The sequence below is a fragment of the Gordonia oryzae genome (genome assembly GCF_003797185.1).
Taxonomy (GTDB): Bacteria; Actinomycetota; Actinomycetes; order Mycobacteriales; family Mycobacteriaceae; genus Gordonia; species Gordonia oryzae.
In genome coordinates this window covers 199912-215667 of sequence record NZ_RKMH01000010.1, presented here as the reverse complement: position 1 = coordinate 215667, position 15756 = coordinate 199912, and the positions used below count along the sequence as shown (strand labels likewise).

The window sequence follows — 15756 nt, the reverse complement described above, 5'->3', positions numbered from 1 at the left end:
GGTGAGCGCCGTCGACACCTTCTGGCATTCGGGCCGGTTGCCGCTGTCGTTGCTGTTCCTTGCGTTCCTGCTGACCTTTGTCATCACCCGCACCATCACCCGGTTGATCCGCGCCGGCCGAGGGCCCTTCCACAACAATGTGCGCGGCGGTGTGCACATCCACCACGCCGTGCCGGGGCTGGTGCTGCTCTTGGTCGGTGCGGTGATGTCGGTGACCGTTGCCGGCCATCGTCCGGGAGCGCTGATCGCTGCGGTCCTCATCGGTGTCGGCGCGAGCCTGGTTCTCGACGAGTTCGCCTTGATCCTGCATCTCGGCGACGTCTACTGGAGTACCGAGGGGCAACTCTCGGTACAGGTGGTTTCGCTGACGACGGCCGCCCTCGGGCTATTGGCGTTGGGTGTCAATCCCTTCGACGACTCCACCGCCGCGGACAATATACAGCTGCACGGGAATTGGGGCGTGCTGGTGGCGCTGCCAATCCACATCGGCTGCGTCCTGGTATGCGTCGAGAAGGGCAAGTATTCGACCGCTGCGGTCGGCGCGTTCCTCCCGCCGGTCGGGTGGATCGGTGCGCTCCGTCTGGCCCGGCCGCACTCGCGGTGGGCCGGCCGACACTATTCACCGGCCAAGAAGGCACGGGCCGCCACGCGCGCCGACAGCTTCGACGACCGCTTCGGCAAGTGGGGACTGACCATCGAGGACTGGGTGGCGGGCAAACCGTCGAGCGGACCGCCCCCGGCCGCCGGCCCTACCACGTGAGGCAGCGGTGGAGTCATCGGGTGCAGGCACATGACGGAAGCGACAATCGGCGAACCGGCGGTGGTCGACGGACCGGACCTCGGCGATAACCCGTTGCCACCGGAGCGACAAGTGTGTTCCGCCCTGGCCATCGCCAACCGATCGGTCCTGCGCATCTATCGCCGACTGCTCGAGCCACTCGGCCTGACCCATCCGCACTACCTGGTGATGCTCGCGCTGAGGGAGTTCTCGCCCCGCGCGGTCTAAGGACCTTGGCGTGGTGCTGCAACTCGATTCGGCAACGCTCTGGCCGCTACTGAAGCGGCCGGAGACCAAGGGCTGATCGAACGCCGCCGTCGTGACGACGACGAACGCAATGTCGACATCGCCCTCACTGACACAGGGTGGGCGCCGCGCGAGCAGGCGCTGACGATCCCGCCGGCGGTCGTCGACGCCCTTGGCGAGGACCCCGCCGACCTCGAGGACCTGCATCGGGTGCTCACCCGTGTCAACGCCGCGAAGGTCCGCGCGGCGCATGCGACGGAGCCGCCGGCATGACGTAACCCCTGCCGGAGCCGCGCAGCCTCGCGACGGGACTGGGCTAAGGTCGCACTATGTCGGCCATCGCGATCGTTGTCATCGGCGTCATAGTCTTCGTCGCACTGTTCATCCTGATCGGCGCGATCTGGTTCGCCTGGGATTCCGACAAGCGGGTCCGGGCGTTCGCGCGGTCGACCGACCTGATTCCGGGCAGGCCGAGCCGCGCCCCGGAGAACTGGACGACGGCCACCTCACCGGAGGCGTTGCTGCACCGGCGGGTCCGCTATGCGATTGCCGACGTGCATCAGAATCCGGCGATCCCGCATGACGAGGCGACCCTGGCCGACCGCGACCGGCTCGACGACGCCGTCTTCGCCCTCGACGATCAGCTGATTGCGGCGGCCGATCTCGACGGCGACGACAAGACCGAACGCCTGCAACAACTCGAGGGTGTGGTCGAACAACTCGAGGAGCTGCCCCGCACACTGTGGGAAGCGCCGTTCGCGAAGCAACGCGAGGACATCCAAGCCGTCACTGCGGCTCTGCTGCGCGTCTGACCCGCGGCACATACTGCGCGTCTGACCGGCGGCTCTGCTGCGCGTCTGACCCGCGGCACATACTGCGCGTCTGACCGGCGCCGCCGGGTTCAGGTCTCGGCGAGTTCGATAAGCGTGCGCACCGTCCGCAGGTTGCGTCCGGTACCCGTCACCCCGAGACCCCGGGCGATCTTGGGTGCGCTCAGTGTGCTCCCGGCGACCCCCGCCGCGTAGTGGATGTGCAGGTCGCTGCCGATGACCGCGAGTTCGTCGGAGCCGAAGTCCTTGGCCACGAAGGCTTCTGCCTTGGCGGTATCGGGTTCACCGGTCAAGAAATAGATGTGTGCGAACTTCTCGTCGCTCGCCTCGAACGGGTAGGCCGCGAATGCGTCGCGCAGTTGCGTCACCGACCGGGTGATCACCTCCCGGGAGAAGCCGTAGCGTTCCTCGATCGCGGCCTGCAGTGCCCGTGCGAAGTCGTCGGCGGAGTCGTGTGGCGTGCAGATCAGATTACCGGACGCGATGTGGGTGCTCACGTCGGTGGCACCGAGTTCGGTTGCCGTGGAACGCAATTCCGCCATCGGCAGCTTTGCGCCACCGACGTTGATCGCGCGGATCAGAAAGACCGGTCGTGCCATGCGATCAGTCTGGCACGGCGGCGGGTTCGGCCGGGAGCGGACCGACATACCGTGCGGCGGGACGGATGATCTTGCGAGAGCGGGCCTGCTCGAGGATGTTCGCACACCAACCCACGACCCGACTGACCGCGAAGGTCGGGGTGAACATCGACCGCGGCACGCCGCAGCATTCCATCACCACACCGGCATAGAACTCGACGTTGGCGTAACGCGGCTGATCGGGGTGGGCCTGCGCCAGGACCTCGGTGATGGCGGCCTCGGCGGCGACGGCCTGCTCGACGAGGGGCCCACCGAGTTCAGCGGCGATGTCGCGCAGCATCGTTGCGCGCGGATCGGCCGTGCGATAGACGGCGTGCCCGAACCCCATGATGCGCTGGTGCTCGTCGACCTGGCGGCGGGCCCATTCGGCGGGGTCGCCGAATGCGGCGATCTCGTCCAGCGCATCGAGTGCGCGGTCGGGAGCACCACCGTGCAGCGGCCCAGAGAACGAACCGATGGCCCCGCACACCGCCGCGACGACGTCGGCGCCGGTGGAGGCGATGACCCGGGCGGTGAACGTCGATGCGTTGAAACCGTGGTCGATCGTGGCGATCAGATAGTGCTCGATGGCCCGCACGTGCTGCGGCGTCGGCTCCTGACCGGAGATCAGGTAGAGCCAGTTGGCCGCCGCGGACAGGTCGCGGCGCGGCTGCAGCGGCTCCTCGCCGGCGCGGATGCGGGCGAGCGCACCGAGGATCGTCGGGGTGAGGGCGGCCACCCGAATGGCGTCGGTGCGGCGCTGTTGGTCATCGCTGTCCCAGAGTGGCCGGACCCCGGTCGCGCTGCCCGCCGCCGACAGCACGGTGCGCAGCCCCGACAACGAGTCCCGCTCACCGCCGAGCAGCGCCGCCGCGGTGAGGATGCCCCCGACCTCGGGCGGCAGCACCGACATCCGGTGCACCACCTCGACGAAGTCGTCGAGTTCGGCGGCACTCGGCAGATGGCCGTACAGGAACAGGAACCACACCTCCTCGAATGAGCGGGTGCGCGCCAACTCGATCGCCGAGTACTGGCGGTAGTGATAGAAGCCCTCGGCGCCACGCACGTCGCCGATCTCGGTATCGGCGACGATGAGGTCGTGTAGTCCCGGCGGGGCGATCAGTGGTTCGGTCATCACAACTCCTGACGCTGTTGGAGTCCGCTCCGTCGGCGGCTCCGTGCTCTCAGGGTGGCGAGGTTGAGCAGTGTGGTCAATGTTGATTCAATCAATGCGTGACCCGCGCGCACACCCGCCGATTCCCGACGCCCATCCGGCACGACGGGCGCGACTACCTGACCACCGAACAGGTCGCAAAGGTGTTGGGCGTGAAGCTCTCCACCGTCTACGCCTATGTCAGCCGCGGTCGCCTGCACAGTTCCCGCATCGCCGGATACGACGGCAGCATGTTCGCCGTCGACGAGGTCGACGGGCTCCTGCAGGGCTCGCGACATCGGCCGCCGGCCGGCGTCGCCGAACGCATCCGCACCCAGCTGACCTATCTGCACGACGATCGGCTGCACTATCGTGGCCACGACGTCGCCGACCTCGCCCGGACGACGAGCTATGAGGATGTCGCCCAATTACTTTGGGGTGAAAGGTGGACTGCGGCCCAGCCGGCGCAGGGAATCGGAGCCGCGGTGCGACGTGTCGCCGGAACCAACTCGCGCGGGCTGGACCGGATTCGGCTCGCCGTCGACCTACTCGGGGCTCGAGACCCGTTGCGCCATCACATCGAACCCGGCGCCGTCACCGAGAAGGCCACCCGCGTCCTCGTCACCGCCGTCGACGCACTGGCTCCCGGGCCGTCGACAGCAGAATTGGAATCGGAAGGTTCACTGGCACAACGACTGTGGCCACGTCTGACCGACGAGCCCGCGACACCACGTGCGGTCAAGGTGCTCAACGCCGCACTGGTCGCGCTCGCCGACCACGACCTGGCCGCAGGCACCGTCGCCGCGCGGGTCGCGGCCAGCGCGCGGGGTAGCGTCTACGCCGTCATCGGCGCCGGACTCGGTGCCTTCGACGGCCCGATGCACGGTGGCGCAACCACATTGGCCTACCGCTTCCTCGCCGACGCCCTCGACGACCCGACCGCGGCCATCGCCGACGCCCTCTATGCCGACACCCCCATCCCCGGGACCGGCCACGTGATCTACCGGGCCCGCGATCCCCGGGCGACGGTGTTGCTGGAGATGCTGGCGCGCAGCGGTGGTGGTGATCGCCGCGTGCAGCCTGCGGTCACCGCGATCGTCGAGGCGCTCGGGCCGTCGACCTTCGTCAACTCCGACCTGGCGCTGGCGGCACTGGCGTTGCGGTACCGGATGCGTCCGGATGCCGCCGAGACGATCTTCGCGCTGGCGCGGATCGCGGGCTGGATCGCGCATGCGCTCGAGGAATACCAGGCGCCGCGGTTACGGTTTCGCCCCGAGGGCGTCTACACCGGGGTGCGTCCGAGCGGGGCCCACGCCACCTGAGCAGTTCAGATGTGCGGTTGTGGGGTGGCGACGGCGAAGGTCCGCCGGAACGGCAGCGGCGTCCCCCAGGGCCGCGACGGGAACGCCGCACGCAGACGCGCCTTGTACTCGTCGGAGAAGCCGTCGACGAGGTCGTCGGGCAGACCTTGCAGGAACGGACGCGCGCCGGTCCCGGAAATCCACTCGAACACCGGGTCCTCGCCGTCGAGGACGTGCAGGTAGGTCGTCTCCCAGGCGTCGACGGAGTAGCCGCGGTCGGCGAAGAACTCGAGGTACTCCTGCGGACCGGTGGTCGGCAGCCGCCGCACATCGTGCAGGTGCTCGGCGTAAGGCTCCTCGCGGGAGAGTTCGTCGAGCAAGGTGTGGGTGGCCGAACTCGCGTTGTTCGGCACCTGCACCGCGAAGGCGCCGCCCGGCGTGAGATGGTCGAGGAGGTCGCCGATCACCGAGAACTGGTCGGGGACCCATTGGAACATCGCGTTGGAAACGATCAGGTCGACCGGCTCGTACGGCTTCCACGTGGTGACGTCGTGGACGTCGTAGTTGGCGTCGGGATCGGAATTGGAGCGCAGCGCCTCGTCGATCATCTCCGCCGACGAATCGATACCGAGAATGTGTGCGTCGGGCCAGCGTGCGCGTAGATGGCGGGTGAGGTGGCCGGGCCCGCAGCCGAGGTCGATGATCCTGGCGGGCTCGATCGGGACGCGCGCGATGAGGTCGAGAAATGGTCGCGAGCGGGCGTCGGAGAACTGGAGGTAGCGCGTCGGATCCCAGACAGGCATATCTCCACCCTAGTCGTTTCCTTCCGGGCCTGCGTGTCTCGTAATCTCGGAGGAATGGCGAACGATCCTGACACGACCCCCGGCTCCGACGACGTCGTGGAGATCTCCACCGATGGCGCCTGCCTGGGCAATCCGGGTCCCGGTGGATGGGGAGCGGTGTTGCGCTACAAGGGCACCGAGAAGGAGATCTCCGGCTCGGCGCCCGACACCACCAACAACAAGATGGAGTTGCAGGCGGCGATCGAGGGTCTCGCGGCGCTCACGCGGCCGTCGACGGTGATCCTTTACACCGACTCCAGTTACGTGCGCAACGGCATCATGAAATGGGTCGCCGGCTGGCAGCGCAACGGCTGGAAGACCGCCGACAAGAAGCCGGTGAAGAACGCCGACCTGTGGAAGCGCCTGATCGACGAGGAGAAGCGGCACCAGGTGGAGTGGCGCTGGGTCAAGGGCCACAACGGTGATCACTACAACGAGATCGCCGACCGCCTCGCGACCTCGGCGGCCCGCGAGATCGCGCAGGTGCGCTCATGACCACGCGGGTGCCGGTCGCCGTCGAACCGACCCGTGACGAACACGTCGTCGCCGCCGTCGAGGAGGCGGGCGGAGAACTCGTCGGACTCGACCAGGCGCGGGTGCTGGTCTGGCTCGGCGACCCCGACGGCTTCCCCGCGCTGCCCGACGCCGTCGAGTGGGTGGCGCTCAAGACGGCCGGGATCGAAGGATTCGTCAACGCCGGGGTACTCGACGACAAGCGGACCTGGACCAACGCGTCGGGCTTCTACGCCGAAAACGTCGCCGAGCATGCGCTGGCGCTGCTGCTCACCGGACTGCGACAGATCCACACGTCGATTCGCGATCACTGGGACAAAGAACCCATTGACACTGCGGTGCGCACGTTGCGGGGTGCGACGGTGGCGATCGTGGGCGCGGGCGGAATCGGTGTGTCGCTGACGCCGCGACTCAAGGCCGGTGGCGCGCGGGTGCTCGCGGTCAACCGGTCGGGCCGACCGGTCGAGGGTTCCGACGAGACGCTGCCGTCGTCGCGGATGGACGAGGTGTGGCGCCGCACCGACCACGTCGTGCTCGCGGCGCCGTCGACGCCGGAAACCCACCACCTGATCAACGCCGAGAGCCTGGCCGCGCTGCCGGCGCACTGCTGGATCGTCAACGTCGCCCGTGGGCCCCTCGTTGATCAACACGCCCTGTATTGGGCACTGCGTGGTGGTGAGATCGCCGGTGCCGCACTCGATGTCACCGATCCGGAGCCGCCGGCCGCCGACGACCCGCTGTGGTCGCTGCCCAACTGCATCATCACCCCGCACATCGCGAACCCGTCGTCGGGGCTGACGCGGGAACTCGCGCCGTGGGTGGCCGAGAACCTCCGGCGGTTCGTCGCCGGGGCGGAGTTGATCTCCACGGTGTCGGCCGACCGCGACTACTGAGTCGCCGGGCCGACGAAAAGGTAGCTGCGGAAAAGTAGGGAAGAACGCCGGGGTCCCGGTCTTGCCTTCGAGCGCGCTCAAAGGCCTAGCGTTGCTGCCATGAGCACAGAACACCTGATGCGCAAGGCGCTCGATGCGCTCGGCGGCCTCGATGGACCGCTGTCGGTGGAGGTGATCCACTCCCTCGTTGGCCTCGACGAGATCGCCGAACCGATGAGCGTCGCGCAGGCCGCCGAGGCGCTCGACACCTCGCCGCACACCTTGCGCTACTACGAGCGCATCGGGCTCGTCGAAGTCCCCCGCGACGCCGTGGGCAACCGGATCTACGACGCCGACGCGATGCGCAGGCTCGTCTTCTTGACCCGCATGCGGTTGTCCGGCATGGCAATCCGAGATCTCCAACACTACGTCGAGCTCGTCGACGCTGGGGAGGAGACTGTCGACGAACGCCTCGACATGCTGCTCGAACACCGCGACACCATCCGCAGGCAGATCGCCGAACTGACGCTGTCCCTCGCGGCCACCGACTACAAGATCGCCACCTACGGAGGAAGGACCCAACCATGACCCCCCGCTCTCCCCGCCGCATCGGCTCCCTCGAGGTTTCCGGTATCGGATTGGGCTGTATGGGAATGAGTTTCGCCTACGGCCCGGCCGATCAGGACGAAGCACTCGCCACCCTGCACCACGCTCTCGACACCGGGATCACCCTGCTCGACACCGCCGACATGTACGGCGGCGGCGCCAACGAGAAGCTGCTGTCGACGGTGCTCGCCGACCGCCGCGACGAGATCGTCCTCGCCACCAAGTTCGGGATTCTCACCGATCCCGACACCGGATTGCCCAGCGGTGTCGACGGCTCCCCCGACTACGTCCGACGCTGTGTCGACGCGTCGCTGCAACGCCTGGGTGTCGACGTCATCGACCTCTACTACCTGCACCGAGTGGACCCGACCCGGCCGATCGAGGAGACCGTCGGCGCGATGGCCGACCTGGTGGCTGCGGGCAAGGTCCGCGAACTCGGCCTCAGTGAGGCGGGCGCCGACACCCTCCGGCGGGCGTCGGCCGTGCATCCGATCGCAGCGCTGCAATCGGAGTGGTCGCTGTTCAGCCGCGACGTCGAGACCTCCGACGTACCGGCGGCACGTGAACTCGGTGTGACCGTGGTGCCCTACAGCCCGCTCGGTCGCGGCATGCTCACCGGATCGGCCGCCGCCGCCGCACCCGGCGCGGGTGACTTCCGCGCGACGTTGCCGCGCTGGCAGGCCGAGAACCTCGACCACAATCTGGCACTTGTCGACGAGATCGTATCCGTCGCAAGCGAAGTCGACGCGACGGCCGGGCAGGTCGCGCTGGCCTGGCTGTTCGCCCAGGGTGACGACGTCGTCCCGATCCCGGGTACCAAGCGTCGCACCTACCTCGACGAGAACATCGGCGCGCTGTCGGTCACGCTCACCGCCGAGCAACTCGAGCGACTTTCGGCGTTGCGACCGGCGGGAGAACGTTATCCCGACATGAGTTGGGTGGCCGGGGCCTCGGCCTGATCGAGCGGGCGAGAAGGTAGGGGTACAACATCACCCGCTCCGCCAATCGCTAGAACACGTTCTATTTCTGTGGCATTGTCGAGTCGTGATACTCGACAGGTTCCGGATGACCGATACCGTTGCCATCGTCACCGGCGCGGGCCGCGGACTCGGCGCGGCGATCGCCATCGGCTTCGCCGAGGCGGGCGCCGACGTGCTAATCAGCGCGCGCACCGCCGAGCAGCTCGACACCGTCGCCGACGAGGTGGCCGCGCGGGGACGCCGGGCGCACGTCGTGGCCGCCGATCTCGCCGACCCCGACACCGTCGCCGCGCTGGCACAGGCGGCGATCGACGAGTTCGGCCGCCTCGACACCGTGGTCAACAACGTCGGCGGGGCGCTGCCACGGCCGCTGCTCGACACCAAACCCCACCATCTCACCGATGCGTTCACGTTCAACGTGACCGGCGCGCACGCGCTGGTGCGGGCAGCGGTGCCGCACCTGTTGGCCAACCCCGACGGTGGCTCGATCATCAACATCACCTCGGCGGTGGGTCGCACACCGGGCCGCGCCTATGCCGCTTACGGCACGGCGAAGGCCGCGCTGGCCCACTACACCCGGCTCGCGGCGATGGACCTCAATCCGCGCATCCGCGTCAACGGCATCGCGCCCGGAGCGATCCTCACCTCGGCCCTCGATATCGTCGCCGCCGACGAGACGATGCGCACCACCATCGAGGGTGCCACGCCCCTGCACCGACTCGGCGACCCCGCCGACGTCGCCGCGGCCGCGGTGTATCTCGCCTCGCCCGCCGGTGCGTACCTGACGGGCAAGATCATCGAGGTCGATGGCGGCATCGTCACACCCAACCTCGACCTGCCGATCCCGGATCTGTAAGGCAGGTCCGCTCGTCATTTCAGGCCATTGCGCGAGACCGCAAGCCACACTCCGGACGCCGACGGCGTTCCGGCGGTTGTCGGCCATTCACTCATCTATTCACGGCGATCGCCGGGAAAGGTCGTGACGTGGACCAATTGCTCCACTTCGCGGGTGAGTAATGGTGGCTGATCTTCCCGGTCGGCGGCATCGTTGGCGGCTGTGTCAACCACGTCGCCCGATACAACGAGAAGCGCAGACGCGACAAGATCGAACTCGGACGTATCGAGGTGAGGGCGCAGTCCGAGGAATTGCGTAGTCCCGTGCCGACGATGTCCAGGTGACCACGGTTATCCAACGACTCGACGAGATCAACGAGAAATGGTTCGCCTACGGACTCGACCTCGCGACGATGATCCAGTATCCCCTGCTCTTCGACATGCGTGAACCGCTGCGGCCTTTGGCCTTTCATCACGCCGAGGTGCGCGCCGACGACGAGCGACCCACGCCCGCTGAAACCGTCGATCCGGAAACCTTCACCGAGTACCGCGCGCGGTGGGTGTCTATGCTGCGTCATTTGATGCCGTCGAGCATGAGGCACGACGCCGCACACAATTGTCTTCTCGATTGAGCGTGAATCCCATTCCCGCGCAAGTGCACTCATCTTCGTCACCGCGGACGCCGCAGCCACGCCGGCCGAGCGGCAGGCCGCCTATCGTCAGGCGTGGCCGAGCTCGACGGCCTCATTGTCGTGCCTATGCCCGCCGTTGAACACCTCGAACGCGGCATCGCAGCCGAATGGGAGCGAGGCCAATCCTGACCGTGCCGCGGGGCCCGAGATGGGCCCCGCGGCACATCGGTCACGAGCTCGGCTGTGCCTGACGGGTCGGTGCCAGTGACTTGCACGCGGCCAACGCTTTGGTCCAGGTGGTCTCATCGACCCCCGGCGGCGCGCTCATGGTGTGCTGCTGCTGCGATGCGGTGTTTCCTGAACCGCCCGAACCGCCCGCGGGCGCCTGTCCTGGTGCGCCCGAGGGCTGCCCGGCCGGGGCGCCCGACGGCGGGGCCATGTCTCCGGGCCGCCCGTTGTGGGCGGGCATCGTGACGCCGTTGTTGGCCATGCACTTCTCGAATGCCGCCATCTCGGTGGTGGTCCCGGTCGAGCCAGACGAGGACGTCGAGGCGGACGAGGACGCCGACGCCGACGCGGCGGAGTTGGCCTGTGTCGAGGAGTTCTCCGTCGACGAACACCCGGTCAACGCCGCGGCGAGCACCGCGGCCCCACCGATACCCATGGTCATCAGACGACTCTTCATGAAAACCCCATCTCGGACTTTTGAATCGCCGCATCCGTTGCGGCGCTGATGATCCAGTTGTACTGGGGCTTGTTGGTAGCCGACTGTAGAGGCGCTGGCAATTTTCTGGCCGGTGGCCGGTGGCCGGTGGCCGGTGCCGGGTGGCTGGTCGGCGATCAGTCGGTGTCCAGCGCACCCGCGAACTGGCTGCGGTAGAGGCGACAGTAGGCGCCCTGCGCGGCCAGTAGCTCAGCATGATCGCCCTGCTCGACGATGTGCCCGTCCTCCATGACAATGATGGTGTCGGCGTCGCGGATCGTCGAAAGGCGATGGGCGATCACGAAACTCGTGCGATCGGCCCGCAGGTTGGCCATGGCTTGCTGAATCAGCAACTCGGTGCGGGTGTCCACCGAGCTGGTTGCTTCGTCGAGGATCAGGATCGTCGGTCGGGCGAGGAAGGCACGCGCGATCGTGATGAGCTGTCGCTCACCGGCACTCACGCCGCCACCCTCGTCGTCGAGGACGGTGTCGTAGCCATCGGGCAGGGTGCGGACGAAGTGGTCGACGTGGCTGGTCACGGCCGCGGCCATGACCTCTTCGCGGCTGGCGGTGGGGTCGCCGTAGGCGATGTTGTCATAGATCGTCCCGCCGAAGAGCCACGAATCCTGTAGCACCATCCCGGTGCGTTCACGCAGATCGTCGCGCGTCATCGCACGGGTCTCCGCGCCGTCGAGCAGGATCTGACCGGAGTCGACGTCGTAGAACCGCATGATGAGATTCACCAGCGTCGTCTTGCCTGCACCGGTGGGTCCGACGATCGCGACCATGTGCCCCGGGCTCGCCACCAGTGACAGGTCCTCGATCAGGGGCTTGTCCGGCAGATAGCGGAACGCGACGTCGGTGAACTCGATACGGCCCTGGTCCTGCGCCGGGCGAAGTGGCTGCGCCGGGTCGGGGGTCTGTTCCTGCGCGTCGAGGATCTCGAAGATCCGCTCGGCCGAGGCGACGCTGCTCTGCATCAGGTTGATCATCGAGCCGATCTGGGTGAGTGGCTGGGTGAACTGTCGCGAGTACTGGATGAAGGCCTGTACCTCGCCGAGACTCAGTGATCCCGACGCCACCCGCAGGCCGCCGACCACCGCGACGGCCACGTAATTGAGGTTGCCCAGGAACATGATGGTCGGCATGACCATGCCCGAGATGAACTGCGCCCGCCAACTCGACTGGTAGAGCCTCTCGTTTCGCTCGTCGAAGGTGTGCTCGACCTCGCGTTGCCGACCGAACACCTTGACCAGTTCGTGCCCGGTGAACGCCTCCTCGATCTGGGAGTTGAGCTTCCCGGTCGAGGACCACTGGGAGATGAAGTGCGGCTTGGACCTTCGGGCGATGAGCGTGGTTGCGGCCACAGCCAGCGGAACCGTCACCACCGCGATCAGCGCCAGCAGCGGCGAGATCCAGATCATCACCACCAGCAGGGCGATGACCGTCAGCACCGAGTTCACGAACTGGGAAATGGTCTGCTGCAAGCCCTGTGACAGGTTGTCGAGGTCGTTGGTCACCCGGCTCAGCAGGTCACCGCGTGGGGTGGTGTCGTAGTAGCGCAGCGGAAGGCGATGCACCTTCTGCTCGATTTGTGCGCGCAACTCACGCACCGTGTTGACCACGATGACATTGAGTATCCGGAACGCCAACCACGACAACAGCGATGATGCCACGTAACAGATCAGTACGATCAGCAGCGTCTGAGCGACGGTGGTGAAGTCGATCCCGACGCCCGGGGTCAGGTTCATCGCAGAGACCATGTCGGCGAAGGTGCCCTGCCCGCGCGCACGCAAGCCCTCGACGGCTTGTTCCTTGGTGATTCCCGACGGCAACGCCTTGCCGATCGCACCGTCGAAGATGAGATCGGTGGCGTGCCCGAGAATGCGTGGTGCCGCCGCGAGGAGGATCACCGACCCGACGATGGCGCTCAGCACCGTAGCCATGCGCCACCGATAGGCCATCAGCAGGCGCACAAGACGTTTCATCGACGCGCTGAACGACTTGGGCTTCTCCAGGACGGGACCTGCGGCCATCGGGCCACGGCCGGGACCCGGGCCGCCTGCGGGGCGGGTCATGCGGGTTCTCCGATCGACAGCTGCGAACGCGCGATCTCGGTGTAGGTCTCGCAGGAGGTGAGCAACTCGTCGTGGGTACCGAGACCGACGACGTGGCCGCGGTCGAGGACGACGATCTGGTCGGCGTCGACGATGGTCGAGATGCGTTGGGCCACGATGATCACCGCGGCATCGGCGGTCGCGGGCCGCAGGGCGGCACGCAGTTTCGCGTCGGTGGTCAGGTCGAGTGCGGAGAACGAGTCGTCGAACAGATAGACCGACGGCCGCCGGACCAGTGCCCGCGCTATCGCCAGACGCTGGCGCTGTCCACCTGAGACGGTGGTACCGCCCTGCGCGATCGGGGTGTCGAGTTGCTGGGGCATTGCGGAGACGAAATCGGTTGCCTGCGCGATCTCCAGTGCCGCCCAGACCTCCTCGTCGGTGGCGTCGGGTTTGCCGTGCCGGATGTTGGTGGCCACCGTCCCGGAGAACAGGTAGGGCCGTTGTGGAACGAGCCCGATCACCGACCGCAACTCGTCGGGATCGAGCTCGCGGACGTCGGTGCCGCCGACACGCACCGCGCCCTCGGTGACGTCGATGAGTCGGGGGACCAGGCCGAGCAGCGTGGTCTTGCCCGAGCCGGTGGACCCGACGACGGCGGTGGTGGTACCCGGTCGCACGTCGAAGGTGATGTCGGACAACACGTTCTCGTCGGCTCCCGGATACCGGAACTGTGCGGCGTCGAACTCGACGGAGGCCCGATCACCGGTGAACCCGAGCGGGTTTTTCGACGGTACGACCGACGTCTCGGTGTCGAGGACCTTGCAGATGCGTTCGGCGCACACCGCGGCGCGCGGCGCCATCATCGCCAGAAACGACGCCATCATCACCGACATCATGATCTGCATGACATAACTCATCATCGCCGTCAGTGCCCCGATTTGGGCGCTGCCGTCCGAGACCGCGTGACCGCCGAACCAGATGATCGCGACAATCGTCACATTGGTGATCACGGTGACCGATGGGAACATCAGGGCCATCATCCGGCCCACCCGCAAGGACGCGTCGCTCAACGCGTCGTTGGCGACGGAGAACCGTTGCATCTCATGGCGTTCGCGCACGAACGCCCGGACCACGCGGATGCCGGTGATCTGCTCACGCATGATGCGGTTGATGGCGTCGAGGCGCTCCTGCATGGCGCGGAAGCCGGGGATCATCCGGGCGATGATGAAGCCCATCGTGATGCCGAGGATCGGCACGGCAATCAGCAGCACCCACGACAATCCCGGCGCCACACGGACGCCCATGACGATGCCGCCGATACACATGATCGGTGCCATCACCAAGATGGCGGTGCTCATCACGAGCAGGAGTTGCACCTGCTGCACGTCGTTGGTGGTGCGGGTGATCAGCGACGGTGCGCCGAAGGTGCCGACCTCGCGCGCGGAGAACGAGTTGACGCGGTGTAGCAGATCGTGGCGGATGTCGCGGCCGGCGCCGAGTGCGGCTCGCGCACCGAAGTACTGGGCGATCAGCGTGCACACGATCTGGACGACGGTCACCGCCAGCATCCATGCGCCGATCCGCAGGATGTAGCCGGTATCGCCCGTGGCGACGCCCTTGTCGATGATGTCGGCGTTGAGCGTCGGCAGATACAGCATGGCCACCGTCGCCACGAGTTGCAGCAGGATCACCGCGGTGATGTGCGCTGGGTAGCGGGACAGGTAGGTCCGGATCAGACGGGTCAGCATGGGGCGATCACGTGATCGACGGTAGCAACGTGACGTTCTCTCGGCGAACGGTTTGCCGGTGGTGCTACATCGGTCTCAGAGGGATTGCCGTTGTGCTGACCGACCGGATGGCTGTGGTGGGAGTTCTCGTTGATCAGGTTGTAGACCTCGGCGGACACGCCATCGACTTTGGGCCGTCGACGACGGCGAGCGGGAGTGTCGAGAGCGCATGACGGAACGCCTCGAGGTAGTCGCGGACGTCTTTGAGTGGCGCTAGGGGGGAGAGGGTGGGGCCGGATGGCGACGTAACTGCCGCCGGCGAGTGCCCGGGTCTTCGTCGCCGACGGCGATCGTGTCGCCGAGATCGTTCATGGCCAGTCTGCTGAGTTGGTAACACAGTTCGGCCCGATCGGCCTCAATGTGCAGAGCAGATCGACCGGGGTGGCCGGCGCGGTGTGTACCGGCTCACGAGAACCGGACCCACCGCCCTCGGTGATCGTCGTCGCCAGGATTCGGGCGTGTGCTGTTTTGCGTGCCACGATCGTCTGCGGCACCGGCACGTCGTCTGCCCTATCCGACTGCCCGGATGGTTGTGGTTGCTGAGGTGACCCTGCGAAAGGTGATAACAGGCAACCATTTTCACCGATTATCAGGTGTCGGTTCCGCCGTCGGCCCCACGTGCGCGGCGTTCTTGTTCGCGGGCGATCCGCCGCTGTTCCTCAGCGCGATCACGCAGGCTTTGCAGGAAGGCGCGATCTGCCTCGGGATCTGCTGGCACGTAGCGCCCCGGCCTGTCGTACTCGGGGAAGTCCGCGGCGGCGCCGCTGTTCGCGCGCCGTGGCCGATCCGACGACATCGGACGGCCCCAGCCGATCCACACCAGCGCACCGACAAGCGGAAGGACGATGACCAGCAACACCCAGGCGACCTTCGGCAACCCCCGCACCAGGGCGTCGTCGGTGCTGATGATGTCCACGAGCGCGGCGATCAGTACAAGCAATGTGAACAGTCCCAGATATGGCATCGAACCCCCCGGATCGTCGTCGGCGCAGGGCACCCCTC

Annotated in this window: 15 protein-coding genes and 2 pseudogenes; 10 read left to right on the top strand and 7 right to left on the bottom strand. The window is 67.1% G+C overall.

Features of this window, described 5'->3' with window-relative positions:
* The first annotated feature begins 1 nt into the window (after position 1).
* The 3 genes and pseudogenes from EF294_RS14555 (at position 2) to EF294_RS14545 (ending at position 1836) form a co-directional block, all read left to right on the top strand.
* Positions 2 to 760, top strand: a complete 759-nt coding sequence (locus EF294_RS14555; RefSeq protein ID WP_123931334.1) for a hypothetical protein — start codon at positions 2 to 4, stop codon at positions 758 to 760.
* A 30-nt stretch (positions 761 to 790) separates the two neighbouring features.
* Positions 791 to 1297, top strand: a pseudogene (locus EF294_RS14550) (MarR family winged helix-turn-helix transcriptional regulator).
* A gap of 56 nt (positions 1298 to 1353) precedes the next feature.
* Positions 1354 to 1836 carry a hypothetical protein gene (locus EF294_RS14545; protein WP_123931331.1) on the top strand — a complete coding sequence of 161 codons (483 nt, stop codon included), beginning with the start codon at positions 1354 to 1356 and terminating at the stop codon, positions 1834 to 1836.
* An 89-nt stretch (positions 1837 to 1925) separates the two neighbouring features.
* Here the strand turns inward: EF294_RS14545 and EF294_RS14540 are convergent, their stop codons facing one another.
* Both EF294_RS14540 and EF294_RS14535 read right to left on the bottom strand, forming a co-directional pair.
* A complete protein-coding gene (locus EF294_RS14540; RefSeq protein WP_123931329.1) occupies positions 1926 to 2453 on the bottom strand; it encodes a DUF1697 domain-containing protein in 528 nt (175 codons plus the stop codon).
* A gap of 4 nt (positions 2454 to 2457) precedes the next feature.
* Entirely contained in the window at positions 2458 to 3606 is a 1149-nt protein-coding gene (locus EF294_RS14535) for a citrate synthase (protein ID WP_123931327.1), read from the bottom strand.
* 98 nt (positions 3607 to 3704) lie between these two features.
* Between EF294_RS14535 and EF294_RS14530 the strand changes: the two genes are divergently transcribed.
* Positions 3705 to 4946, top strand: coding sequence for a citrate synthase (locus EF294_RS14530; RefSeq protein WP_123931325.1), 1242 nt, complete (start codon positions 3705 to 3707; stop codon positions 4944 to 4946).
* A gap of 5 nt (positions 4947 to 4951) precedes the next feature.
* Here EF294_RS14530 and EF294_RS14525 read toward each other — a convergent pair whose 3' ends face one another.
* Positions 4952 to 5728 (bottom strand): methyltransferase domain-containing protein, encoded by a 777-nt coding sequence (locus tag EF294_RS14525; protein ID WP_123931324.1) that lies wholly within the window; start codon positions 5726 to 5728, stop codon positions 4952 to 4954.
* 54 nt (positions 5729 to 5782) lie between these two features.
* On the opposite strand from EF294_RS14525, the gene rnhA reads away from it, so the two are divergent.
* From rnhA to EF294_RS14495, 6 genes and pseudogenes are all read left to right on the top strand, one after another.
* Positions 5783 to 6262, top strand: a complete 480-nt coding sequence (rnhA, locus tag EF294_RS14520) for a ribonuclease HI (RefSeq protein WP_123931322.1) — start codon at positions 5783 to 5785, stop codon at positions 6260 to 6262.
* Complete coding sequence (locus tag EF294_RS14515; RefSeq protein WP_123931320.1) at positions 6259 to 7173, top strand: D-isomer specific 2-hydroxyacid dehydrogenase family protein; 915 nt, start codon at positions 6259 to 6261, stop codon at positions 7171 to 7173. The genes rnhA and EF294_RS14515 overlap by 4 nt, the downstream gene beginning before the upstream one ends.
* 99 nt (positions 7174 to 7272) lie before the next feature.
* Complete coding sequence (locus EF294_RS14510) at positions 7273 to 7740, top strand: MerR family transcriptional regulator (RefSeq protein ID WP_123931318.1); 468 nt, start codon at positions 7273 to 7275, stop codon at positions 7738 to 7740.
* Positions 7737 to 8717: an aldo/keto reductase gene (locus tag EF294_RS14505; protein ID WP_123931316.1), complete on the top strand. Its 981-nt coding sequence runs from the start codon at positions 7737 to 7739 to the stop codon at positions 8715 to 8717. Before EF294_RS14510 ends, EF294_RS14505 begins: the two co-directional genes overlap by 4 nt.
* Positions 8718 to 8802: 85 nt before the next feature.
* Positions 8803 to 9594, top strand: a complete 792-nt coding sequence (locus EF294_RS14500) for an SDR family oxidoreductase (protein WP_123931314.1) — start codon at positions 8803 to 8805, stop codon at positions 9592 to 9594.
* A gap of 167 nt (positions 9595 to 9761) precedes the next feature.
* Positions 9762 to 10393 (top strand): annotated as a pseudogene (locus EF294_RS14495) (hypothetical protein).
* A 40-nt stretch (positions 10394 to 10433) separates the two neighbouring features.
* Here EF294_RS14495 and EF294_RS14490 read toward each other — a convergent pair.
* The 4 genes from EF294_RS14490 to EF294_RS14470 all read right to left on the bottom strand — a co-directional run bounded on the left by EF294_RS14490 (position 10434) and on the right by EF294_RS14470 (position 15718).
* Positions 10434 to 10889, bottom strand: coding sequence for a hypothetical protein (locus EF294_RS14490; protein ID WP_123931312.1), 456 nt, complete (start codon positions 10887 to 10889; stop codon positions 10434 to 10436).
* Between the two features lie 155 nt (positions 10890 to 11044).
* On the bottom strand, positions 11045 to 12985 hold the full coding sequence (locus EF294_RS14485) for an ABC transporter ATP-binding protein (protein ID WP_123931310.1): 1941 nt from the start codon (positions 12983 to 12985) through the stop codon (positions 11045 to 11047).
* Entirely contained in the window at positions 12982 to 14715 is a 1734-nt protein-coding gene (locus tag EF294_RS14480) for an ABC transporter ATP-binding protein (RefSeq protein ID WP_123931308.1), read from the bottom strand. Before EF294_RS14480 ends, EF294_RS14485 begins: the two co-directional genes overlap by 4 nt.
* A gap of 628 nt (positions 14716 to 15343) precedes the next feature.
* Positions 15344 to 15718 (bottom strand): PLDc N-terminal domain-containing protein, encoded by a 375-nt coding sequence (locus EF294_RS14470; RefSeq protein WP_123931306.1) that lies wholly within the window; start codon positions 15716 to 15718, stop codon positions 15344 to 15346.
* Between the last annotated feature and the right edge of the window lie 38 nt (positions 15719 to 15756).